This window comes from Pediococcus acidilactici DSM 20284, from assembly GCF_000146325.1.
In the GTDB taxonomy this organism is placed as follows: domain Bacteria; phylum Bacillota; class Bacilli; order Lactobacillales; family Lactobacillaceae; genus Pediococcus; species Pediococcus acidilactici.
On sequence record NZ_GL397067.1, the window covers coordinates 1000881 to 1022225 of the forward strand.

Consider the following 21345-nt stretch of genomic DNA (forward strand, 5'->3'; position numbering starts at 1 on the left):
ATTTAATCACTACTTAACACGTTAAATACGTGTTCTTCACAAGCCGCCTCGCAGGACGTAAAATCCTGGGTAATCTTGGCGTTAATGTCCGCCATTTGTTGGTAGCCCGCCTTTAAGAGCTCCAAATGTTCTGCAGCATGACGCTCAAAAAAAGCATGAATCAACTGGTCACTTACCCCAGTGGGTTCAACTTCAAACATTTCACAATAAATCTCTTTTTCAACAGATATATCCCTTAGTTGATTACTCATTAGGCTCGCTCTCCTGTATTCCTGATTATTACTTTCATTCTACCATCAATGAAATTATTTTACTATATCATTATTCTTATAGACCCGCGGGAGCCGCTCCGTAAAGCCACATGTGATTTCATAATTAATTGTTCCAACATAATCAGCAATGTCCGTCATGCTAATACTTTTCCCTTGCGATTGCCCCGCTAAAATTACCGGGGTCCCCGCCGGATATTCATGCGGAAGGCGAATCATTAACTGGTCCATGCAAACACGGCCCACGATTTCACAAAAATGCCCGTCAACTAACACATGGAACCCTTGTAAACAGCGTGGATACCCATCGGCATAGCCAATTGGAATCGTCCCAATCCATTCGTCTTGTTCAGCAGTGTAAGTTGCTCCATAGCTTACCGAACGCCCCTTTTTCAACAGCTTAGAAAATGAAAGCCGGGACTCTAACGTCATGGCTGGCTGCAAATCATAAGGAGGTTCCAAAACGGTTCCGGACGGATTCATTCCATAAATCCCGACCCCAAACCGAATCAAGTTACCGTTGCAAGCTGCGTGCCACAGACTAGTAGCCGTATTAGAAACGTGAACGTAGCGAGGCTTTTCTGGCAAAGTGTCCACTAATTTATGAAAACGGTCCACTTGGAGATTGAAATAAGTGGGATCCTTTTCATCCGCGGTTGCAAAGTGTGTAAATACACCTTCAAAAACAAAACGCGGATCTTTGATGAGCAATTTCGCCGCCTGGTTAAGACCGTCTGACTCTTGAAAACCAATCCGTCCCATTCCAGTGTCTAATGCTAAATGAACCTTTAACGGATGTTCTGCCGTTAACTGGGGAGCCGCCTTAGTCAACCACTCCACGTCTCCCACGGTCAAAGAAACGTTCTTTTCAGCAGCCAAGGCCGCCCACTTTACGTTAGTGATTCCTAAAACTAAGATTGGTTCGGCAAAGCCCGCCTCTCGTAGAGTCAGTGCCTCGTCTAAAATTGCCACGCAAAAACCAGTGGCGCCCGCTTGTTCAGTATACCGGGCCACCGGAATCAAACCATGACCGTACGCATCCGCCTTGATCACGGCAAATAACTCGCTTTGATGATCTAAACGTTCAATTTCCTTTTTTACATTTTGCCGAATTGCCGCCGCATCGACTACTAGTCGACTTGCGCGATGCCATCCTTCAACCATTGTTAATCCCCCTCTAAGATTACCTGTGTTACGACATGGTGTTTTGAATGCGAAATCGACACGTGCGCAACTCCTGCAAACGGGTGGTTGCTAATTACTGGTCGACCGTTGTCGTCATACTCAACTTCAATATCTTGAAAATTAAGCTTTTTCCCTAATCCCGTACCGTATGCTTTACTATAGGATTCTTTAACTGAAAAATGGCCAGCTAAAAATTCGTACGCTCGCTGACCGCTCTTACCTGCCAATTCGGCTTGTTCTTTATCTGTTAACACTTTCTTGATAAAAGACGTTGGATTGTGTAACGCTTTAAATCGATCAATGTTGGTAATGTCGATGCCAATTCCGTAAATCATGTGTATCCTCCCATTGTCGTCATTTATTGTATCAAACTTACCTTTGAAAAAACATCCCATCTTAAGCCCATCATGGCAAGCTTTACATACTAACCGGCTTTTTCAACTACCCCCACTAGCCCTAAGCTAAATTGGTAAAGTTTTTCTAAAACTGTGAAAACAAAAAATGAGGCCTGAAATCAAAGCTCCAGTAACCTCACTAAATGTTTAAACTTTATTTTTCTTTAATTACAAAGTGGCGCTTATTGCCGCCCTTGTTGTTATCTTGCCGGTGATTTGAACCTGCGTGGCGATCATCCCGGTCCCGACGATGACCGTTCTTACGGTCGTTCCATTTACCACCGTTACCGTTGCGTCGGTAGCCGTTGCCACCACCATGGCGCCGACCGCCGCGGTAGCCGCCACTCTTATGATTACCGCTCTTCTTGCGTGGTAATGGGCGTTCAGGGGTAATTTTAACCTTAATCTCACTCGCGTCTGCCTTAGTTTCATCGTTCAATAAGGCAGCTACTAATGTACGCGCGTCATATTGTTCTAATAAACGGTCTGCTTGTTCGCCAAACTTATCAACATCGGTCTTTTTAACCAATTCTTGCACGTTTTGTTCAGCCATTGCTGCCCGACCAATGAAGGCTTCTTCTTCTGTTGGTGGCTTTAATGGAAGCAAGCGTTTCTTAGTTAAACGTTCTACGTCTCGGAGGTAATCCATTTCCCAGTTAGTTACAAAGGTCACGGAAGTCCCGTGAGCACCGGCCCGACCAGTCCGACCAATCCGGTGAACGTAGCTTTCAGGATCTTGCGGAATGTCGTAATTATAAACGTGAGTCACCCCAGAAATATCTAATCCCCGAGCCGCAACGTCAGTAGCAACCAAGATGTCTAACTGTCCATCGCGGAATTGGTGTAAGATGTTCATCCGACGTTGTTGGGTTAGGTCACCATGGATTCCCGCTGCGTTATAACCGCGAGCAACCAAGCCCTTAGCCACTTCGTCAACTCGGCGCTTTGTCCGACCGAAGACTACTGCCAACTTAGGTGACTGTACGTCAATAATCCGGGTTAACATATCAAATTTTTCAAATTCTTTAGAACGAATGTAGTACTGATCAACTAAATCAGCGGTTAGTTCTTTTGACTTAACCGTCACCTGTTTAGGATCAGTCATAAACTTAACCCCAATCTTTTTGATTGGTGCGGGCATCGTTGCTGAGAATAGTAACGTTTGTCGTTCGCTTGGGGTTTGTTCAATAATTTTTTCAATATCTGGTAAGAATCCCATGTCCAACATGTCATCTGCTTCGTCAAGGACCAGGGTTTTAACGTGGTCTAAGCGAATAGTGTGTCGGCCAATGTGATCTAAAAGTCGGCCGGGAGTTCCCACAACAATTTGTGGGTGGCTCTTCAACGCATTGATTTGCCGGCGAATGTCTGCTCCACCATACACAACTTGAACTTTAGCTCGCTTGTACTTACCCAATTTAAAGATTTCTGCTTGGGTTTGGGCAGCTAATTCACGCGTTGGTGAAACGATAATTGCTTGAATATTAGGATTATCTAGGTCAACATTTTGTAAGATTGGCAATCCAAACGCAGCCGTTTTTCCGGTTCCGGTTTGTGCCTGTCCAATAATATCTTTCCCCGCTAAGACATCGGGAATTGTTTCAGCTTGGATTGGAGTGGGTTCATCGTATCCATTGTCTAAAACAGCTTTCAAAATGTCTTCTTCCAACCCTAGTTCGGTAAATTTCAAATATAATTCCTCCTAAATTTCTGCTACTGCATCAAAGAAAATCCGTCTTTTAGGGCAAAGCCCACAGTAACAATCATGTAAACATAACTTTATAATCATACACCCGCGAAGTGGGATTAGCAAATAAAATAGAGAGCGGAAGCCCTTGGTCAGGGTTTGAGGACTAACTTAATTTAGGGCTTAATCGCGGGTTAGGCGATTGAAGCCTAAATTAGATTAGCCGCAGAAAGCTGGGGCCTGGAGCTCATTTTCTTTCTCTACCATCGCGTGCTTTTTACCCCACAAAAAAAGACCGGGTTTCTCCCCGGCCTATGCTTCGTTATTTAAGCTGTTCAACCACTTTTTCCAAATGAATCCCGTGGCTGGCCTTTAATAGTACACAGTCATCAGCTTTAATCATTTGTTGTAAATCAGTAGTTAATTGCGGAAGTTCGTTTGCGTCGTATAAATGAACGGCTTCTGCTGGATAAATTTCTTCGTCAACCAGCCGTTTTCCTAACGCACGCATATGCTGGCCCACGAGAAATACTTCTTCGAATTGAGCCGGATTTAAACTGTCCGCTAATTGGGCATGCATTTGGTCGGCATTTTCTCCCAGTTCTAACATATCTCCCAGAACCACAAACCGGCGCCCAGTCTTCTTAGTATGTGCAAAGGAGTTTAACACTGCTTTAGCTGCCGTAGGATTAGAATTATATACGTCACTTAAAATTCGTTCTCCCTGCCGGCCTTTTAGCCATTCGGTCCGGTTCTTGGTTAAGTTAAAATCTGCCAATGCACGGGCACTATCCGCAACTCCGACGTGGTATCGATCACCTACCGTAATGGCTGCCAACGCATTTTTTACGTTATATTCGCCAATAATCGGTAATTTAACCTCCACTTCAGGGTCCAAATTAATCTTAAATGATGTTTCAGTATCGGTACCTGCTACATCGGATGCGAATACGTCGTTTTCATTTTTCATCCCAAACGTACGTTGCTCAACATCCACCGCCTTGGCCCGCTCCGCTAGTAACGGTTCGTCACCATCGTAAATAAAGCAACCGTCTTCCTTTAAACCGTCCGTAATTTCCATTTTGGCATCCGCAATCCGGTCTCGCGTCTTAAAGAATTCAATGTGGGCTTCGCCAATCATGGTAATTACCGCGATGTCCGGTTGGACTAATTCACTTAAGAAATGTAATTGTCCGGGGCGGTCCATCCCTAATTCAACCACTAGAACCTCAGTATTCGCGTTCATTCCCAAAATGGTGATTGGAACCCCAATTTCGTTATTGAAGTTGGCTTCCGTCTTTACCACATTAAATTCGGTCGCTAAAACGGCGGCAGTCATGTCCTTCGTCGTAGTTTTTCCGTTACTTCCCGTAATTGCCACAACTTTGGGATTGATTTTATCTAAGTAGTATTTCGCTAATTTTTGCAACGCAGCCAGCGGATCTTCCACTTCAATACTTGGCAAATCTGCCGGGCGGGTATCTTCATGATCCTTCGCCCATAACGTTGCAACCGCGCCAGCCTGAATAGCCTGCTCAATAAATTGGTGACCGTCGCGTTGTCCCTTGATTGGAACAAACAAAGAACCCGGCGTTAATTGACGACTATCAAACTGGACACTGGTGACACTAACCTCATTCCATTGGTCCGGATACTCGTCTACTCCTAGAGCACGGGCAATTTCACTTAGTTGCATTTTCATATTTTTAAAGCTCCCCCTATTCAAACCTACCCTCAATTATACCATAGCCACCTTTTTGGTTACTAAGGCAACGGGTTCAAAAAAGCCCAGTAAATTTTACCAACCAATTCAATCTAGAAACATGCCGTCAAAATTAGCTTTGGTTAACAAAAACTGGACTTTCATCTCATTAGCTACTATATAAGTCGTTAACATTTCATTTACAGATAAATAACCTGCATTAGTACAAGGCTTCGGCATCAAATGCCTTGGGATTGGTGATAATAAAATGCCAATCCTGATTCCTTAAATTATATTTTAACACCGCGATTTGTTGCGCTTGGTTGTATAGTGATTCTTTACTACGCAACGTGGGGGCTAAATTACTTTCACTAGCAATTAAAATTGGCACCCGCAGTTCGTGGTCTTGTTCAATGGCTTGATCAAAAGCAAAAATGACGCCTTCGCCAAGCACTGGAATTAGTTGCCTCACCATGCTGGCTGGTAATTCCGAGAAATGATTGACGCGCCGAAAAACCAAGCGGTGTTCGTTATACGTCTGTTCGGCATGGCGAATTACCGACCGGTTTAAAACTGCGTAAAAATTCTTTAGCCGCCGGTAGTAAGTTTTGACTTGGTTAGTCCCCACCTCTAAGTAAACGTAATCGTTTTGCAGTTTGTACGAAAAAGGGGTGTCCAAATGACTCTTCATATGTCCCATGTACAGTAAATTAGCGATGTCATTGGGCGTTAATTCACTAAGCGCCTCTGCTTGGGAAAAATCGATCCAATTTTTACTGCTGTGCGGATCAAGCAAATACTGACTAATCGTCTTGGCATCGTTAATCTCGTTTAAAAAAGTATGGTTATCAATTGGAACGTCGTCACTAACTTCCCGGTTTAAAAGTAAAATATTGGTCGGCACCTGCAAAATTCCACTTAGGAAATCCTTGGCAGTAATTCCGCGCGAATAAATTAAGTTAACAATTGATTCTAAATGTACAAAAATATAGTCGTCACGCAACATGGACCCTTATCTCACTTTCAATTAAATGATTTCTTTGATTGATCAACTCACATTTTCTCCAGTCGAGCAATGCGATCTTCAATTGGCGGATGGGTATCAAACAAATGGGCTAACGAGCGCTTCTTTTTAAAAGGATCCGCAATGTACAGTGCTGCGCTGCTCGGATCCGCTTCCTGCATCGGTTCGCTAGCTGAAATCTTTTTTAACGCGTTAATTAATCCCAATGGATTCCGCGTCAGTTCTACACTTGATGCATCAGCGAGATATTCGCGATTTCGGGAAAGAGCCAACTGAGCAATCGACGTGGCAATTGGTCCTAAAATTACGAGTACCAACGCCAGCAACATTAAGATTGCCCTTAAACTGCTATCCTCATCATCGTCGCTGTCTCGGCGGCGGCCGCCACCCCACCAGAATGCGTGCATCCCCCAGTTAACTAGCAATGAAACTGCTGCTGAAAGTGCCAACGCAATCGTAGAAAGGCGAATATCGTAATTACGGATATGTGAAATCTCGTGGCCAATCACACCTTCCATTTCTTCGCGATTTAAACGCGCCAAAATTCCGGTGGTTACCGCTACCGCTGCATTTTGCGGGTTATTCCCGGTAGCAAAGGCATTCGGGCTAGGATCGTCTACAATGTACACCTTAGGCATCGGAACCTTTCCTACTAGTGCCATATCTTCTACGATATGCCATAGCTCGGGATGGTCAGCTTCGCTAATTTCGGTCGCGTGGTTCATTCGCATTACCACGTTTGTCGAATTACTAATCATTAATCCCATGTAAACCGCAGCAATAATCGCCGCCATTACAACTCCCGCACTAGCGCTATTGTAAAACACGTAACCGACCGATGCTCCAATTAGGAGAACCAAAATCGCAAAACCAACCATTACGTATACGGTCTTGCGTTTGTTACTTGCAATTTGTTGATATAGCATTTATTTTCCCTCTTAAATAGCCTTATTTATCGAAAGAAACTTTAGGAGCAGCGGTTTCTTCTTCTGGAACTTGGAGGTAGTCCACCGCTTTAAAGCCCCCGATTCCCGCTACTAAATTGCTCGGGAAAGACTGTAGCTTAATGTTATAACTAGCTACGCTTGAATTATACAATTGCCGTGAATACGCAATCTTATTTTCGGTATTGGTCAATTCTTCCATTAACTTGTTAAATTCCTGGTTAGCTTTCAAATCTGGATAATTTTCTGAAAGCGCAAAAATACTTTTTAAAGTATCACTCAACTGGTTAGAAGTTTGCATTGCCGCTTGCCGTTGGACAGTTGACGGTTCCGCCACCTTCGTTTGGTCAACCAACTGGTTACGTAATTCCACTACCTTACTTAAGGTTTCCTTTTCGTGGGTTGCGTATCCTTTAACCGTATTTACTAAATTAGGAATTAAGTCGTTCCGCCGTTTTAGCTGAACGTTAATTTGACTCCAAGATTCTTGCGTGTAAGTCCGCGCCTTTACTAAACCGTTATACATCAACACAATTGCCACAACCAAGATTGCAACAATGATAATCCCAATGACCATTCCACTCATTATTTATCCATTCCTTTCAAAGTTACCTGATTACCTTAATAGTAGCAGACTGCCGCCAAAAAGCCACTAAATTAGCGGTTAAACTGTCGCGAAAACAGTTTTTGGACACTAGCCGGAGCTTCTTGGTGTTTCATTTCTTTAACTAACTTTCCCCGAATCATTAGTCGTCCCGCTCCGGTTGCATCACAAGTAACTAACGTAAGTAACTTTTGGTCCTTAACGTCGTCAATCACCTGTACATCCGTTGCTTTAATAAACTTCCGGGTTGTTACTTGATATTCGTAAATATTCTTTTCATCCGTCAAATATACTTTTTGTCCCACCTTGGCCTTCCAATATAACGGTCCAAAGAGAACCTTCTTGTCGATCATGTGGTGACCAGCCAGGGCGTAGTTACCCTTGCCCATCTTTTCATTTTCCTTAAGCGTTCCGGCTGCTAACGCTAACGTCAAATTGTCGACTCCTTTACCAATTGGCAAATGAATCCCCACTCCCGGGTAGGCAATCTCACCAATTACCTTAATTCGCTTTTCCGACGCCCGGGCTTTAACCACCGTCTTCCAGTCTAGTGACTTGACCTTTGAAAAATTAAAATCAGCCTTCTTCTTTTCATTTTTAGTGACCACCTGTTCACTAACGGTGGGATTGTACTGCGATACCATCCACGTTTTGATCTGTCGATTGAAAATTAATGCTAAACTAAAAATAACCACTAACGTTAACGCAATTGAACTAAGCCATTTTTTTAACTTACTATTCATCTTTTAGATCTCCAATATATATATTTTATTTTTGTGGTATTGTATATAGGTATACCTTTATTTTAGAAAGAAGGCTTTTAGATGTTTTCTCATCGAGAAGGACGAGCTAGAAAAAAACGCGAACCATGGCAGCAAAACCTCTTTGTACTATGGTTCGGAACGTTTATTGCCGGTATCGCATTTAGTGAGATTATGCCTTTTTTGTCCCTTTATGTCAATACACTCGGCAATTTCTCGAAATCTCAATTATCACTATACAGTGGACTAACTTATTCCTCAACCTTTTTAGTGCTAGCCATCATTTCACCAATCTGGGGAAAGATTGCTGATAAACGAGGGCGTAAGCTGATGATCTTACGAGCTTCCCTCGGAATGGCGTTTGTTTTAGGCGCGATGGGATTAGTCCAAAATGTCTACCAACTAATCGGCCTCCGTTTGTTACAAGGGGTCTTTGCTGGTTACATTAGTAACGCAAACGCCTTAATTGCTACGGAAACTCCGAAAGAAAAAAGCGGGTACGCCCTCGGTTTCCTATCAACTGGTCCCGTATCCGGCTCCCTTTTAGGTCCCCTCGTCGGTGGAGCCCTAGCTTCCATCTTCTCTTATCGTATCACCTTTTTCATCACTGGAGCACTATTATTAATCGTGTTCTTCCTTAGTTTATTCTTAGTTCACGAACACTTTGTTCCAATCGAAAGCACGGAAGGTTCGTTAACTGCTAAAGACGTGGTACATAAGTTGAACCGGCCGCAAGCAGTCTTTGGGATGTTTATCACCACCATGATTATTCAAGCTTCGAATAATTCCATCGCCCCAATTATTAGTTTGTACGTTAAGGAGCTGATGCATAACGGTGCCGGAGTTACCATGGTTGCCGGTTTAATCGCCGCCATCCCCGGGATTGCCAATATGCTTGCCGCTCCCCGGCTGGGTGAACTCGGCGATCGCATTGGAACCGAGAAAATTTTATCGGTCGCCTTCCTATTTGCAATGGTCCTTTACGTACCGATGGCGTTCGTGCCTTCAGTATTCTGGTTAGGCGTTTTCCGTTTCTTTATCGGCATCTCGGATGGTGCCATGTTACCAGCGGTGCAAAGTATTTTATCTAAGCGAACCCCTCCGGAAGTCACCGGACGAATTTTCAGTTGGAACCAATCTTTTCAGGCGTTAGGCAATATGATTGGTCCGTTATTAGGTTCGGCAGTTTCGGGACTGTTTGATTACAACGCGGTTTTCATTGCCACTTCCATATTGGTATTAATCAACTTCCTCCTCTTCCGTTGGTTAAACGGCCGGTCCGTTGCTTAACCGTTCCAAGACTTTAAAGACTTTACCATGACAAAATAAAAAGAGCTAATCCATGCTGGATTAGCTCTTTTTTGATTACCATTTGACTTAATATTAAGCCAAACCGTATTTCTTGTTGAACTTCGCAACCGTACCGTCGGCTTGTTGGAACTTTTGACGGCCAGTGTAGAATGGGTGAGAATCTGAAGTAATTTCAACCCGGATTAATGGGTATTCGTTACCATCTTCCCACTTGATTGTTTCAGAAGATGATGCAGTTGAACCTGATAAAAATTTGAACCCAGTTGCTGAATCTTGGAATACAACTGGATGGTAATCTGGATGAATTCCTTTTTTCATGATATTACGCTCCTTTGCCATGAATCATTTGCTGAATCATAGTTATTATAAAACCAACGACCACAATCATAGCATAAATTATTATTTCAAACAACCTCATTTAGGACTTTTTGCCGAAATTAAGGTTCTTCAGATTAGCGATAAACTCATCGTTATTCTTAGTATTTTTCATTAATTGTAGAATTTGTTCGGTGTATTCTAACGCGTCGCCACGCATGGACCGCCGGATGTTCCACAGCTGTTCTAAAACATCCCGTGAAATCATCAACTCTTCTTTACGAGTGCCGGATTGCCGAATATCTAATGCTGGGAAAACCCGCCGTTCTGCTAAGTTGCGGGATAATACCAATTCCGAATTTCCAGTCCCCTTGAATTCCTCGTAAATTACATCGTCCATGCGACTACCAGTATCGACCAGGGCGGTACCAATGATGGTTAACGAACCCCCTTCTTCAATATTGCGTGCCGCTCCAAAGAATTTCTTTGGCTTATAAAATGAAGCCGGATCGACCCCACCGGAAAGGGTGCGTCCGCTCGGCGCCGTAACTAAATTATACGCCCGGGTTAAACGAGTAATTGAATCTAGTAAAATGACCACGTCTTGTTTGTCTTCAACGAGGCGCATCGCCCGTTGTAAAACCAGTTCAGAAACCCGCGTATGGTTCCGGGGTTCTTGGTCAAAAGTTGAATAGACTACTTCACCATCAATCGAGCGTTCCAAGTCAGTCACTTCTTCGGGTCGCTCATCAATCAGCAGAACGATTAACTTCGCGTTAGGATGGTTCTTACTAATTCCGTTGGCAATGGCCTTCAACAACGTCGTTTTTCCAGCTTTAGGCGGTGCGACTACTAATCCCCGTTGACCAAATCCAATCGGCGCAAACAAGTCCACCAACCGTGTTGATAACACGTCTGGCGTAGTCGCTAACGTCAGTTGTTGGTTTGGGTAAATTGGCGTTAACGCTGGGAAATGCGGCCGTTGTTTAGCTTCCTCGGGATCCTTATTATTCACCGAAGTTACCCGCATCAATCCGTAATAACGTTCGCCTGGCCGCGGATGCCGCGCTTCACCGCCCACTAAATCTCCGTTTCGCAAACCAAACCGGGTGATCTGGGAAGCTGAAATATAAATATCTTCTTGGGAAGAGCCGTAATTAATCGGACGCAGAAAACCGTAGCCTTCGTTGCCGATTATGTCGAGGACTCCTTCCATTTCAACAAATGACTGCTTTTTGGCCTGAGCACGCAAAACAGCCAGTGACAATTCCTTCTTGTTCATCTGGCTGTAGTATGAAATCTTGTATTCACGCGCAAGGTTGTAAATTTCTTTGAGAGTCATTTCTTGTAAATCATTCATCGTTAAAAATTTATCCATGAATATTAACTCTCCTAATTGTTAATTCTAAAGCGATTGATCCGCAGTAATTTCCACTTCCGCACCTAGTTTAGTCAATTTCTTCACTAAACTATCGTAACCCCGTAAGATATTATCTGCTTTGGTGATCGTGGTGGTACCGTCCGCCATGAAAGCAGCAATCATCAAACAGGCCCCGGCCCGGATTTCGCCCGCTTCCACGTTTGCACCATACAATTGGTCGGTGTAGTCGACGTAAATTACTCCGTCGGCGTGCTGGATGTTAGCCCCCATCTTTTGCAATTCCGAAACGTGTTTTACCCGTTCTGGATAAATGTGGTCGTTAACCACACTGCGCCCTTGAGCCTTTAGCAGCGAGGCGGTTAGTGGCTGTTGCAAATCGGTTGCAAACCCAGGGAATGGATTAGTATTGACCTCAATCCCCCGCATCTTTTCCACCTTTGGTACGTAGATCTTGTCCCCGTCAATTTTTAAATCAACTCCCAATTCAATCATCTTGGAAGTGAACGATTCGAGATGTTCGGGAATGATGTTATTAACTAAAATCCCATCACCCACGGCAGCTGCTAAGGATAGGTATGTACCCGCTTCAATCCGATCTGGAATAATGGTGTGGGTCGCCGTGGAAACAAGCTTGTCGACCCCTTCGATCCGGATCACGTCCGTCCCGGCTCCTCGAATCTTAGCCCCCATGTTGTTTAAGAACATGGCTAGGTCAATAATTTCAGGTTCCCGAGCGGCATTTTCAATGGTGGTAACTCCTTGAGCTTTTACCGCTGCTAAAATTACGTTAATGGTGGCTCCAACAGAAACCACGTCTAAAAAGATGTGGGCCCCGTGCAATCCCCGCTCGTAAGCAGAAATGTAAACCGTGTCCTCATCTTCAGTAACGTTAGCTCCCAGAGCCTTGAACCCCTTAATGTGCTGATCAATTGGTCGCGGACCAATATTATCACCACCGGGGAAAGTAACGGTGGAACGCTTGAAGCGTCCTAAAAGCGAGCCCATAAAGTAGTATGAAGCTCGTAAACTCTTAATCGCTTTACTTGGTAGTGGGTTTTCGACAATTTCCGTCGGGTCGATTTCCATCACGCCATCTTTAAAGGTTGAATGAACATTCATTGATTCAAGAATAATCATTAAGTTATGGACGTCAAGTATATCGGGTACCGAATCAAACCGCACTGGGGTGTCCGCTAAAATGGCCGCCGGTATTAGAGCAACCGTACTATTTTTTGCTCCGCCAATGGACACTTCTCCAGTCAGTCGCTGTCCACCCTTGATTATCATTTTTTTCATGGTTTTTCCTCACATAATGAACTTAAAGTACTTAAAACTAAGGAATGTATTTTACAGTCAACTTCAATCATAAATAATTTGTTGCAAAAATACAACCACAAGCCTTCACCTATTAAAAAAACTCAAACATCCTTATGTAAAAACGAGGCCGGAAAACTAGTCCGACCTCGTTGAAGTAGTAGTTAGCAAACTAATTATTTACTTTGGTTAGCGGCCGCAATAAATGCCTTGAATAATCCTTCCGGACGTTGTGGCCGTGAAAGGAATTCGGGATGGTACTGTGAAGCAACGAAGAAGCGCTTGTCCGGAATTTCAATTACTTCTACAAGGTGGTTATCTGGTGAAGTACCTGAGAATACCAATCCCTTAGCTTCCATTTCAGCACGGTATTGGTTGTTAAATTCAAAGCGGTGACGGTGACGTTCTTGAATCAATTCTTGATTATCGTACGCCCGGGCCGCTACGGTACCTTCCTTCAACTTGCATGGGTATAAACCTAATCGTTGAGTTCCCCCAAGGTCTTCGACATCCTCTTGGTCCGCCATCAAGTCAATGATGTTGTGCGGCGTATTAGGATTCATTTCTGCAGAGTTGGCATCTTGGTAACCCAACACGTTACGCGCGAATTCCACGCTGGCCATTTGCATTCCCAGGCAGATTCCTAAGAACGGCACGTCGTTTTCCCGAGCGTATTGAATTGCGTCGATCATTCCTTCAATTCCCCGGTCTCCGAAGCCACCTGGCACGATGATTCCGTCTTGACCAGCCATTAATTCAGCAACGTTTTCCTTAGTAATTTTTTCTGAATCAAACTTCGTGATCTTAATGTCCGCATTCACAACGTAGCCCGCGTGTTTCAAGGCTTCGTTAACTGAAATGTAGGCATCTTGCAAAGCAACGTACTTACCAACCAACGCAATGTTAATCGTGTGGTCAAGGCGGTTGTTTACGTGGTCAACGAGGTCCGCCCACTTAGCCATGTCCGCTTCTGAAACGTCTAAACCAAAGTGCTTAACGACAATTTCATCCATTTTTTGGCGTTTTAGATTTAACGGAATTTCATACAAACTTGCCACGTCTTTAGATTCAATTACCGCTTCCGGTTCAACATCACAGAAAGCAGCGATTTTCGAACGCATGCTGTCCGTAATATCTTCTTCAGTACGGACTACCAGCATGTTTGGCTGAATTCCTAAACCACGTAATTCCTTAACACTATGTTGGGTTGGCTTAGTCTTCATTTCACCAGCCGCCTTAAGGTAAGGTACCAACGTAGTGTGGATATAAAATACGTTTTGGGCACCCGCTTGGCTCCGCATTTGCCGAATTGCTTCTAAGAATGGCAAGGATTCAATATCCCCAACCGTTCCACCGATTTCGGTAATGACGATATCTGAATCCGTAACGGTTCCAGCACGCATGATCTTTTCTTTGATTGCGTCAGTGATGTGCGGAATTACTTGGACAGTTGCGCCAAGATAATCTCCGTGCCGTTCCTTACGCAATACTTCCGAATAAATTTTTCCAGTGGTAACGTTAGAATACTTATTTAAGTTAATATCAATAAAACGTTCATAATGTCCTAAATCCAAGTCCGTTTCTGTACCATCATCGGTAACAAAAACTTCCCCATGTTGGTACGGACTCATCGTTCCTGGATCAACGTTAATGTACGGATCAAACTTTTGAATTGTCACCTTCAAACCGCGATTTTTCAACAACCGTGCTAAAGAAGCTGCAACAATCCCCTTTCCTAAAGATGAAACCACTCCACCTGTAACGAAAATATATTTGGTCATCAAAACTCTCCTTTTCTAACATTTCTAACTGGTTAACTATTGGAAACCTGAAAGCGGATTTTATCATCGGGTAACCCTCACCCAACAATAAAAATACCCCCTATTCCATGAATAGGGGGTATTAACCGTTCATTGTCCGCTAAACCCAATCAGGTTTACCGGAGCCCAAAAAATATAATACCGAGTAATCAACCATAAGTCAAGCTGATAATTTACTCTTCTTCATCATCATTTAATTCTGTTAATTGACCTTCAATACCGTCAGGAAGCGTGTCGTTATCATCATCGCTAGATAAATCCTCGTAAGTTGGATCATCGGCATCCGCGTCATCAGCGGCGGTAACGTCTTCGTCTTCTGGGTCATCTGCATCGTAATCAATTACGTCGTCATCATCGGCGGCGTCAGCCAGAAAGGCGTTGACCCGTTTACGTTTTTTACGTACCGGACGATCTTCGTCTTCGTCTTCTTCAGTGTGAATTAGGGCTTCATCAATTGATTCAAATGGGTACCATGTCCGAAGTCCCCAGGTGTTTTCACCAAGGGAAATAAAACTGCCGTCAATATTTAAATCAGTGTAAAATTGCGATAACCGATTCCGAAACTCTTCGTCCGTCTTTTCCAAGTAATTTTGAACTGCATTAGCTAAATCAACGAATGCCATCGGTTCACCATTCTTAGCTAAGATAGCGTGAGCAACTTCGATCATCGAGAGTTCGTCTTTGTTTTGACCCTTAAAAATTTCTAATTCCAACTGGTGCACGTCCTTTCCACAGTCTGTCCTTAATGATACTACACTCAGGCCGTAAATTGCAATCGGATTTTATAGTTACCAATCAGCTGTTTACCCGCTAAAAGTTGGTAATCAATGTTCACTTGTCCTGCCAACGGTTCGTTTTGGAGTTGCACATCTAACAAAGGGGTGACCGTTTCAATTGGGAACAGTCCGTATGGGGTGCGGTAACGCGCTTCAATCCGTTTCCCACTTGCAAACCGAAGCCGCATTTCATTTTCAGCAGCTCGCGTTAGTAAAACCGTTCCTTCGCCGTCAATTTTCATGGTAACCGGAATTTTCTGTCCGCTTTTTTCGTCTACTTCTTGGTACCGTAAGTAAATTGAATTGCCCATTTGAAATACTTGTCCTGGTTCATCGAAAACTAGGTGGTTTTTTTCACCTTCTTGTTCAATAAACGTCTCTAAATGGATCGCAATTGGAATTCCATTATCTAGTGCCATTTGAATGCTCCTCTTCCTTTCACTTTATTACCATGCCAATTATAATTCATTTTACATATAATTGTACTATTCTACCGTTCAACTTTTACAAGCTTTAGCGAAAACTAGTATAATTCTAAGTAAAGGATTTATTTAATAAAAATCAGGAAGGTGGCATCATGGCCCTTAAAAATCAGCGCCTGCCGATGGAAAAAGTTTTTCGTGATCCCATCCATGATTACGTTTATGTCCAAGACCAAGTAATTTTGGATCTGATTAACACGAAAGAATTCCAACGGCTTCGCCGCATTCATCAGTTAGGAACTACTTCATTCGTTTTTCACGGCGCGGAACACACCCGTTTTTCACATTCTTTGGGTTGTTACGAAGTGGCCCGGCGCATTGTTGAAAACTTTGAACGGAATTACCTTTCCAAAAACCCTAACGATGGATTATGGCGTAAAGAGGAACGTTTGGTAACCCTTTGCGCAGCGTTATTACACGACATTGGTCACGGTGCTTATTCACACACGTTTGAGCACATTTTTCACACCAATCACGAACAAATTACTACCCAAATCATTACGGACCCGACTACGGAAGTTAACCAGGTTTTACGACAAATCAGTCCAGATTTTCCGACCCAAGTTGCTGCCGTTATCAGTCACGATTACCCGAATCCCCAAGTGGTGCAGTTGATTTCTAGCCAAATTGACGCCGATCGGATGGACTACTTGCTTCGGGATTCGTATTACACCGGGACAAACTACGGTACCTTTGATTTAACCCGTATTTTACGGGTGATGCGTCCCTACTCGAAAGGGATTGCCTTTCAAATTAGCGGAATTCACGCGGTTGAAGACTTTATCGTCAGCCGTTTTCAAATGTACGTCCAGGTTTACTTTCATTCCGTTTCACGGTCCATGGAGGTCATTCTCGGTCACTTGCTTGCCCGGGCACACCAGCTGTACTTAGATTCAGCAACCCCGTGGCAGCAGGCTCCACAATTTTTAATGCCCTTTTTCAACAAGCAATTTACTTTAAACGACTACTTGAAATTAGACGACGGGGTACTTAACACCTACTTCTTGCAATGGGAAGATTCAGAGGACCCCATTTTAAACGACCTAGCTAACCGCTTTTTAAACCGGACCCCGTTTAAATCGGCCCGTATCAGTAACCAAACTCGCGCGCTTTTACCTGAATTAAAACAGTTAGTGGCCGCAGCAGGGTTTGACGCGGAATACTACACTGCCGAAAACGATAGCTACGATCTGCCGTACGACGCTTATGACCCTACGTCGCAAAAGCCCCGAACCCAAATTGAATTGATGCAGGCCGACGGTTCCCTAGTGGAACTTTCCACGGCTAGCGATTTAGTTCGGGCCATCTCGGGCAAAGTTTCAAGCGACGAACGGTTCTATTTTCCAAAGGAAATGCTCACTAGCAACACTGAAAACTTATTTTCAGCTACCTTTGAGGCATTTCAATCACACATCAAAAACGGCATCATCAATTAGGAGGATGATCATGAGTATTAAATTAGTGGCCATTGATTTAGATGGCACCCTATTAAACGATAATAAACAACTGACCGAAGAAAACATCGCTGCCATCAATGCAGCTTCTAAGATGGGTGTTAACATTGTTTTGTGTACCGGACGCCCCATCACCGGGATTCAACGCTACTTGGCCCAACTTGAGCTCCAAAACGAAAGGGAATACGCCATTACTTATAACGGCGGGCTTGCTCAGACCATTAACGGGGAAATTTTAATTAAACACACCTTAAGTTTCCAAGACTACCTGGCTGCCGAAGCCTTCAGTCGCCAAGTGGGCGTTCATTTCCATGTGGATGGCAAGAACCATATTTACACCGCCAACAAAAATATTAGCCAGTACACGGTTGGAGAAAGTTTCTTAGTAGAAATGGGCTTACGTTACCGGAGCGTTGAAGAAATGAACCCTGACCTAGAAATGCCTAAGGTAATGTTTATCGACGATCCGAAGGTTTTAAGTAAGGCCCGTGACCAAATCTTCAATCGTTTCCAAGACGAATTTAGCGTGGTCCAAAGTGAACCTTACTTTATTGAATTAATGCCTAAAAACGTCAGCAAGGGCAACGCGGTTAAGGAGTTGGCGGAACGTTTGCACCTTAGCCTTGACCAAGTAATGGCAATCGGTGACCAAGGAAACGACTTGTCAATGATTAAGACGGCCGGAATAGGGGTCGCGATGGAAAATGGAATTGACGAGGTGAAGGAAAATGCCCAGTTCATCACGGCTAACAATAATGAAAGCGGTGTGGCAAAGGCGATTAGGAAGTTTGTGATTAATAAATAAGAGCGCTCCGCACCCCCGGGTAGCCCTTGAGGACTAACGGAATTAGGGAATTAATCGCGGGTTGGGCGATTGGTTCCCTAATTTGGTTAGCCGCAGAGGGCTGGGGGCTGAGCGCGTTTCGACTACGCTGCAGGTAAGCACCTGGATTAACTTTATTTTGGCCTTAATCGCGGATTGCGATTGAGGCCAAAATTTGGTTAACCGGAGAAGATTGGTGGCTGGAACACGTTTCGACTACGCTGCAGGAGAACCAAGGAATTAGGGAATTAATCGCGGGTTGGTCAATCGGTCCAATATCCTCCTCCCAGAAATTACCCAACTACGTTATTATATAATCAACTTTTATCATTGGTCGCGCACAAAAACTTAAGTCGATCGTACATGAAGGAGGTTCGCTTAATGGGACATGGCTCACAATTTTTAAAAAAAATCTTAATCATCTATATAGTTGCTAACCTAATCGTAATGGCACTTAAAGCCTTCACTCCGTTAGGTCAAAACAGCATTTTCAACCTGCTTGCTTTCGTGATCTTGTCCATTTTCACCGTTTATTTACTTTATTTATTAATAAAAATGGGCAAGAAACTATAACTTTAAAATCAACGACATCTTCATTCGCTAGCGGGGGGCCTCCCCCGTTTTTTGATTACTGACGTTGAAATCGTTCTCAAACTATGTATAATTAATGTACACGAAGGAATGATTATGATGAATAACACGGAACAATTAAGCATCGCCGTTAATGAATCAGCAATTCGGTACGCACTTTTTAGCGACCAGGGTGAATTGAAGGTACGTAAAAGCGTCCCTACTCCTACTGATAACATTGATAATTTTTTAAAAGCCATTTATCACATTGTTGAAGAAAACCAAAAAAATATCTACGGGATTGGAATTAGCGTTCCTGGTCAAGTGGATCAAGCGGATGGAATCATCTACCAAGGTGGCTCCCTACCGCTTCTTCATGGACTAAGTTTGGGCAAAATTATCGCTGCGCGTTACGACCTTCCCGTTGCCATGCAAAGCGTTGGAATCTGTGCAGCGACCGCCGCTCACTGGAATGGAAACTTACGTAACATTCACAACGGCGCAGCCCTAATCCTCGATGATGGCGTAGGCGCTGGGATCATTTTAAACGACCGGATTTTTACCGGCAATCACCTAGAAGCTGGGGCTTTAGGGATGATTTTAGCTAATCCGCAAACTGATAATCCTTCACCATCCCAAATTATGTTTAACGCATGTTCTGCCACTAAAATGGTGCAAAAAATCGGGAACGTTTTGCAGCTTTCCGACCCTAACGACGATACCAAGGTCTTTAAAGCCATTGAAAATGGCGAAGCCAACGCTCGCGAACTTTTTAATGAGTATTGCCGTAACGTTGCTTACATGATTGCCAATACTCAGGCAGTGTTGGACTTGAACAAATACGTAATTTGCGGACGGATCAGTACCCAGAGTATTTTGGTTCCCGAAATTAACCATCAGCTTCAGGTAATTCGGGACAGCTTTTCACTTTTAAAAGAGACTCTGCACATGCCAAATGTTGAAACTTCAGTTTTTAAACAGGATACCGACCTTTACGGTGCTTATTACTTTGCATTATCCCAATTCGATTTTAAAAAGTTACAGGAAGATGCAGCTCAAGACACGTCATTGCCAAATTAATAGTAATTACGCGTACAGCTAAATTTCCCTTAAATATTATTAAACCACCTTAAGCATGCAAAGAAGTTAGCTTGCTTAAGGTGGTTTTTATCTCAGACATCCAACCAAAAATACCCCAAGTCCACTAACAGCAATTTTGCCATCATTAAACTTGGGGTATTTAAAATTTTGTACAACCATTATGCTAACTAAGCCACCGCGTGTTGCCGTTGACTATGTGCCAAAAAGGCAAGCCGCATAATTACTAAGTTCAACTTCTCTTCTAACTTTGCATCCACCCGTAAATATTTGCTTACACAATTATCCACTTGTTGATACAATTTGGTTTCCTTCAACGCTTGATCACTTGCACCATAACAATGATTATAGTTTTGGTCCAGCTCTTCTTGTTCAAGCACGTCAGGAAAGTCGGTCTGGGTTCCCGGACCATCGTAGTAATCCACTAGATTAATATTGGTGTTTATACTCAAGAAAAATTCTTTCTTAGGAGTTCTTAACAGCTCAAATCCCAGCTCGGTATGGTTATCAGTGCTGATAACTAAGCCTTCATCATCATTTAGCGGTAAAAAGACGAAGTAATCGTGCCGGTTGCTGCTCCGAACGTCGTATTCCACTCCGTTTAATCCCGCGATTTTTTTGATGCAGCTGTCTTTATTAATTTCAATCGTTTTATCTTCTTGCATTACTTTAGATAAAACATCATATTTAAAAATCATTTTTCTTCCTCCAAAAAATAACCATAAATACTGGAACAGAAGAAATTATACTCCGCGCATTTAAAAAATCAACCGTTGTAATCTGAATGTAAAATATGTTTTTCATCCGCCGGCTTTTTCTTAAACTAGCGCCAATCTATCTAGTTATTTAACCGGCTTACTTGCGGGGTTTTGGTCAAAGTATACCGCCATCAAAAAACGCAGCAACGTCAAGTTAAGTTTTTGGGCATCTTCGCCTTCAAAACCTAAATAATCCCCTAGATAACGATCGGTCATTTCATACGTGTTCCCGTGCATGATTTCTTCGTCACTAGCATGGTGGTACTTCCGACTGAATTCGCCAATTGACGGACCCGTGAATAAATCTAAAAAGTCGGTTTCGTTACCCACACCGTCTTCAATTCCAATTATGCCTTTATCAACATCAACGTCAAAATAAAACTCACTTAATGGAATTTGAAAAACGCTAAAACCATCAAAAGTGTTGCCATCGGAAGAAAATACAATTCCCTTCCCCGGATTTAACTCCAAGAAACAATAGTATTCATGCTCATTTTTAATTTTCGAGACGAACTTAATTGCGGCGATTTTATCCGCCATTAATTTTTGTATTTGACTTTGTTCATTAATGATAATTGGTTTTCCCGTACTAATTACGTCCTTTAATACGTCATACGTAAAAATCATTAACCAAACCCCCTTCTCTACACTCACAACCTACTAACTTTATTA

The 21345-nt window shown here is 43.2% G+C and carries 22 protein-coding genes; 5 read left to right on the top strand and 17 right to left on the bottom strand.

The window, feature by feature from the left end; translation table 11 throughout:
* Positions 1-2: 2 nt before the first annotated feature.
* The 9 genes from HMPREF0623_RS05015 to HMPREF0623_RS05055 form a co-directional block, all read right to left on the bottom strand.
* Positions 3-251, bottom strand: a complete 249-nt coding sequence (locus tag HMPREF0623_RS05015) for a hypothetical protein (protein ID WP_002829742.1) — start codon at positions 249-251, stop codon at positions 3-5.
* 54 nt (positions 252-305) lie between these two features.
* Positions 306-1433, bottom strand: coding sequence for an alanine racemase (gene alr, locus HMPREF0623_RS05020; RefSeq protein ID WP_004166164.1), 1128 nt, complete (start codon positions 1431-1433; stop codon positions 306-308).
* 2 nt (positions 1434-1435) lie between these two features.
* A complete protein-coding gene (acpS, locus tag HMPREF0623_RS05025) occupies positions 1436-1789 on the bottom strand; it encodes a holo-ACP synthase (RefSeq protein WP_002829739.1) in 354 nt (117 codons plus the stop codon).
* Between the two features lie 214 nt (positions 1790-2003).
* On the bottom strand, positions 2004-3539 hold the full coding sequence (locus HMPREF0623_RS05030) for a DEAD/DEAH box helicase (RefSeq protein WP_002832415.1): 1536 nt from the start codon (positions 3537-3539) through the stop codon (positions 2004-2006).
* Positions 3540-3858: 319 nt separating this feature from the next.
* The gene (locus HMPREF0623_RS05035) at positions 3859-5238 is read right to left on the bottom strand and encodes a UDP-N-acetylmuramoyl-tripeptide--D-alanyl-D-alanine ligase (RefSeq protein ID WP_004166166.1); all 1380 of its coding nucleotides are present in this window, start codon (positions 5236-5238) and stop codon (positions 3859-3861) included.
* A 220-nt stretch (positions 5239-5458) separates the two neighbouring features.
* Positions 5459-6244 (bottom strand): hypothetical protein, encoded by a 786-nt coding sequence (locus tag HMPREF0623_RS05040; protein WP_002829736.1) that lies wholly within the window; start codon positions 6242-6244, stop codon positions 5459-5461.
* Positions 6245-6291: 47 nt separating this feature from the next.
* Positions 6292-7188, bottom strand: a complete 897-nt coding sequence (htpX, locus tag HMPREF0623_RS05045) for a zinc metalloprotease HtpX (protein ID WP_002829735.1) — start codon at positions 7186-7188, stop codon at positions 6292-6294.
* 22 nt (positions 7189-7210) lie between these two features.
* Entirely contained in the window at positions 7211-7792 is a 582-nt protein-coding gene (locus HMPREF0623_RS05050; RefSeq protein WP_004166168.1) for a LemA family protein, read from the bottom strand.
* Positions 7793-7863: 71 nt separating this feature from the next.
* Positions 7864-8553 (bottom strand): class A sortase, encoded by a 690-nt coding sequence (locus HMPREF0623_RS05055; RefSeq protein WP_004166169.1) that lies wholly within the window; start codon positions 8551-8553, stop codon positions 7864-7866.
* Between the two features lie 81 nt (positions 8554-8634).
* Between HMPREF0623_RS05055 and HMPREF0623_RS05060 the strand changes: the two genes are divergently transcribed.
* Positions 8635-9861, top strand: coding sequence for a multidrug efflux MFS transporter (locus HMPREF0623_RS05060; protein WP_004166170.1), 1227 nt, complete (start codon positions 8635-8637; stop codon positions 9859-9861).
* Between the two features lie 93 nt (positions 9862-9954).
* Here HMPREF0623_RS05060 and HMPREF0623_RS05065 read toward each other — a convergent pair whose 3' ends face one another.
* The 6 genes from HMPREF0623_RS05065 to HMPREF0623_RS05090 all read right to left on the bottom strand — a co-directional run bounded on the left by HMPREF0623_RS05065 (position 9955) and on the right by HMPREF0623_RS05090 (position 15907).
* Positions 9955-10200: a type B 50S ribosomal protein L31 gene (locus tag HMPREF0623_RS05065; protein ID WP_002829728.1), complete on the bottom strand. Its 246-nt coding sequence runs from the start codon at positions 10198-10200 to the stop codon at positions 9955-9957.
* Between the two features lie 100 nt (positions 10201-10300).
* Entirely contained in the window at positions 10301-11575 is a 1275-nt protein-coding gene (rho, locus tag HMPREF0623_RS05070; protein WP_002829726.1) for a transcription termination factor Rho, read from the bottom strand.
* A 27-nt stretch (positions 11576-11602) separates the two neighbouring features.
* The gene (locus HMPREF0623_RS05075; protein WP_002829724.1) at positions 11603-12874 is read right to left on the bottom strand and encodes a UDP-N-acetylglucosamine 1-carboxyvinyltransferase; all 1272 of its coding nucleotides are present in this window, start codon (positions 12872-12874) and stop codon (positions 11603-11605) included.
* A 194-nt stretch (positions 12875-13068) separates the two neighbouring features.
* A complete protein-coding gene (locus tag HMPREF0623_RS05080) occupies positions 13069-14673 on the bottom strand; it encodes a CTP synthase (protein WP_004166172.1) in 1605 nt (534 codons plus the stop codon).
* Between the two features lie 212 nt (positions 14674-14885).
* On the bottom strand, positions 14886-15425 hold the full coding sequence (gene rpoE, locus HMPREF0623_RS05085) for a DNA-directed RNA polymerase subunit delta (RefSeq protein ID WP_002832419.1): 540 nt from the start codon (positions 15423-15425) through the stop codon (positions 14886-14888).
* Between the two features lie 44 nt (positions 15426-15469).
* A complete protein-coding gene (locus HMPREF0623_RS05090) occupies positions 15470-15907 on the bottom strand; it encodes a YwiB family protein (protein ID WP_002829721.1) in 438 nt (145 codons plus the stop codon).
* A 158-nt stretch (positions 15908-16065) separates the two neighbouring features.
* Here HMPREF0623_RS05090 and HMPREF0623_RS05095 point away from each other — a divergent pair, with 158 nt between their 5' ends.
* The 4 genes from HMPREF0623_RS05095 to HMPREF0623_RS05110 all read left to right on the top strand — a co-directional run bounded on the left by HMPREF0623_RS05095 (position 16066) and on the right by HMPREF0623_RS05110 (position 19897).
* Positions 16066-17406 (top strand): HD domain-containing protein, encoded by a 1341-nt coding sequence (locus HMPREF0623_RS05095; RefSeq protein ID WP_002829719.1) that lies wholly within the window; start codon positions 16066-16068, stop codon positions 17404-17406.
* 10 nt (positions 17407-17416) lie between these two features.
* Complete coding sequence (gene yidA, locus HMPREF0623_RS05100) at positions 17417-18229, top strand: sugar-phosphatase (RefSeq protein WP_002829718.1); 813 nt, start codon at positions 17417-17419, stop codon at positions 18227-18229.
* A 399-nt stretch (positions 18230-18628) separates the two neighbouring features.
* Positions 18629-18820 carry a hypothetical protein gene (locus HMPREF0623_RS05105; protein ID WP_005918970.1) on the top strand — a complete coding sequence of 64 codons (192 nt, stop codon included), beginning with the start codon at positions 18629-18631 and terminating at the stop codon, positions 18818-18820.
* A gap of 108 nt (positions 18821-18928) precedes the next feature.
* On the top strand, positions 18929-19897 hold the full coding sequence (locus HMPREF0623_RS05110) for an ROK family protein (RefSeq protein WP_182888602.1): 969 nt from the start codon (positions 18929-18931) through the stop codon (positions 19895-19897).
* Positions 19898-20085: 188 nt separating this feature from the next.
* On the opposite strand, the gene HMPREF0623_RS05115 is transcribed toward HMPREF0623_RS05110, so the two are convergent.
* Positions 20086-20613 carry a hypothetical protein gene (locus HMPREF0623_RS05115; RefSeq protein ID WP_002829714.1) on the bottom strand — a complete coding sequence of 176 codons (528 nt, stop codon included), beginning with the start codon at positions 20611-20613 and terminating at the stop codon, positions 20086-20088.
* Between the two features lie 144 nt (positions 20614-20757).
* Positions 20758-21300 (bottom strand): hypothetical protein, encoded by a 543-nt coding sequence (locus HMPREF0623_RS05120; protein ID WP_002829713.1) that lies wholly within the window; start codon positions 21298-21300, stop codon positions 20758-20760.
* Positions 21301-21345 lie beyond the last annotated feature (45 nt).

Bases quoted from the DNA above. Each gene is read 5' to 3' on its own strand.
- HMPREF0623_RS05015 (WP_002829742.1), bottom strand. From the start codon at position 251: ATGAGTAATCAACTAAGGGATATATCTGTTGAAAAAGAGATTTATTGT.
- alr (WP_004166164.1), bottom strand. From the start codon at position 1,433: ATGGTTGAAGGATGGCATCGCGCAAGTCGACTAGTAGTCGATGCGGCG.
- acpS (WP_002829739.1), bottom strand. From the start codon at position 1,789: ATGATTTACGGAATTGGCATCGACATTACCAACATTGATCGATTTAAA.
- HMPREF0623_RS05035 (WP_004166166.1), bottom strand. From the start codon at position 5,238: ATGAAAATGCAACTAAGTGAAATTGCCCGTGCTCTAGGAGTAGACGAG.
- HMPREF0623_RS05040 (WP_002829736.1), bottom strand. From the start codon at position 6,244: ATGTTGCGTGACGACTATATTTTTGTACATTTAGAATCAATTGTTAAC.
- htpX (WP_002829735.1), bottom strand. From the start codon at position 7,188: ATGCTATATCAACAAATTGCAAGTAACAAACGCAAGACCGTATACGTA.
- HMPREF0623_RS05050 (WP_004166168.1), bottom strand. From the start codon at position 7,792: ATGAGTGGAATGGTCATTGGGATTATCATTGTTGCAATCTTGGTTGTG.
- HMPREF0623_RS05055 (WP_004166169.1), bottom strand. From the start codon at position 8,553: ATGAATAGTAAGTTAAAAAAATGGCTTAGTTCAATTGCGTTAACGTTA.
- HMPREF0623_RS05060 (WP_004166170.1), top strand. From the start codon at position 8,635: ATGTTTTCTCATCGAGAAGGACGAGCTAGAAAAAAACGCGAACCATGG.
- HMPREF0623_RS05065 (WP_002829728.1), bottom strand. From the start codon at position 10,200: ATGAAAAAAGGAATTCATCCAGATTACCATCCAGTTGTATTCCAAGAT.
- rho (WP_002829726.1), bottom strand. From the start codon at position 11,575: ATGGATAAATTTTTAACGATGAATGATTTACAAGAAATGACTCTCAAA.
- HMPREF0623_RS05075 (WP_002829724.1), bottom strand. From the start codon at position 12,874: ATGAAAAAAATGATAATCAAGGGTGGACAGCGACTGACTGGAGAAGTG.
- HMPREF0623_RS05080 (WP_004166172.1), bottom strand. From the start codon at position 14,673: ATGACCAAATATATTTTCGTTACAGGTGGAGTGGTTTCATCTTTAGGA.
- HMPREF0623_RS05090 (WP_002829721.1), bottom strand. From the start codon at position 15,907: ATGGCACTAGATAATGGAATTCCAATTGCGATCCATTTAGAGACGTTT.
- HMPREF0623_RS05095 (WP_002829719.1), top strand. From the start codon at position 16,066: ATGGCCCTTAAAAATCAGCGCCTGCCGATGGAAAAAGTTTTTCGTGAT.
- yidA (WP_002829718.1), top strand. From the start codon at position 17,417: ATGAGTATTAAATTAGTGGCCATTGATTTAGATGGCACCCTATTAAAC.
- HMPREF0623_RS05105 (WP_005918970.1), top strand. From the start codon at position 18,629: ATGGGACATGGCTCACAATTTTTAAAAAAAATCTTAATCATCTATATA.
- HMPREF0623_RS05110 (WP_182888602.1), top strand. From the start codon at position 18,929: ATGATTATGATGAATAACACGGAACAATTAAGCATCGCCGTTAATGAA.
- HMPREF0623_RS05115 (WP_002829714.1), bottom strand. From the start codon at position 20,613: ATGATTTTTAAATATGATGTTTTATCTAAAGTAATGCAAGAAGATAAA.
- HMPREF0623_RS05120 (WP_002829713.1), bottom strand. From the start codon at position 21,300: ATGATTTTTACGTATGACGTATTAAAGGACGTAATTAGTACGGGAAAA.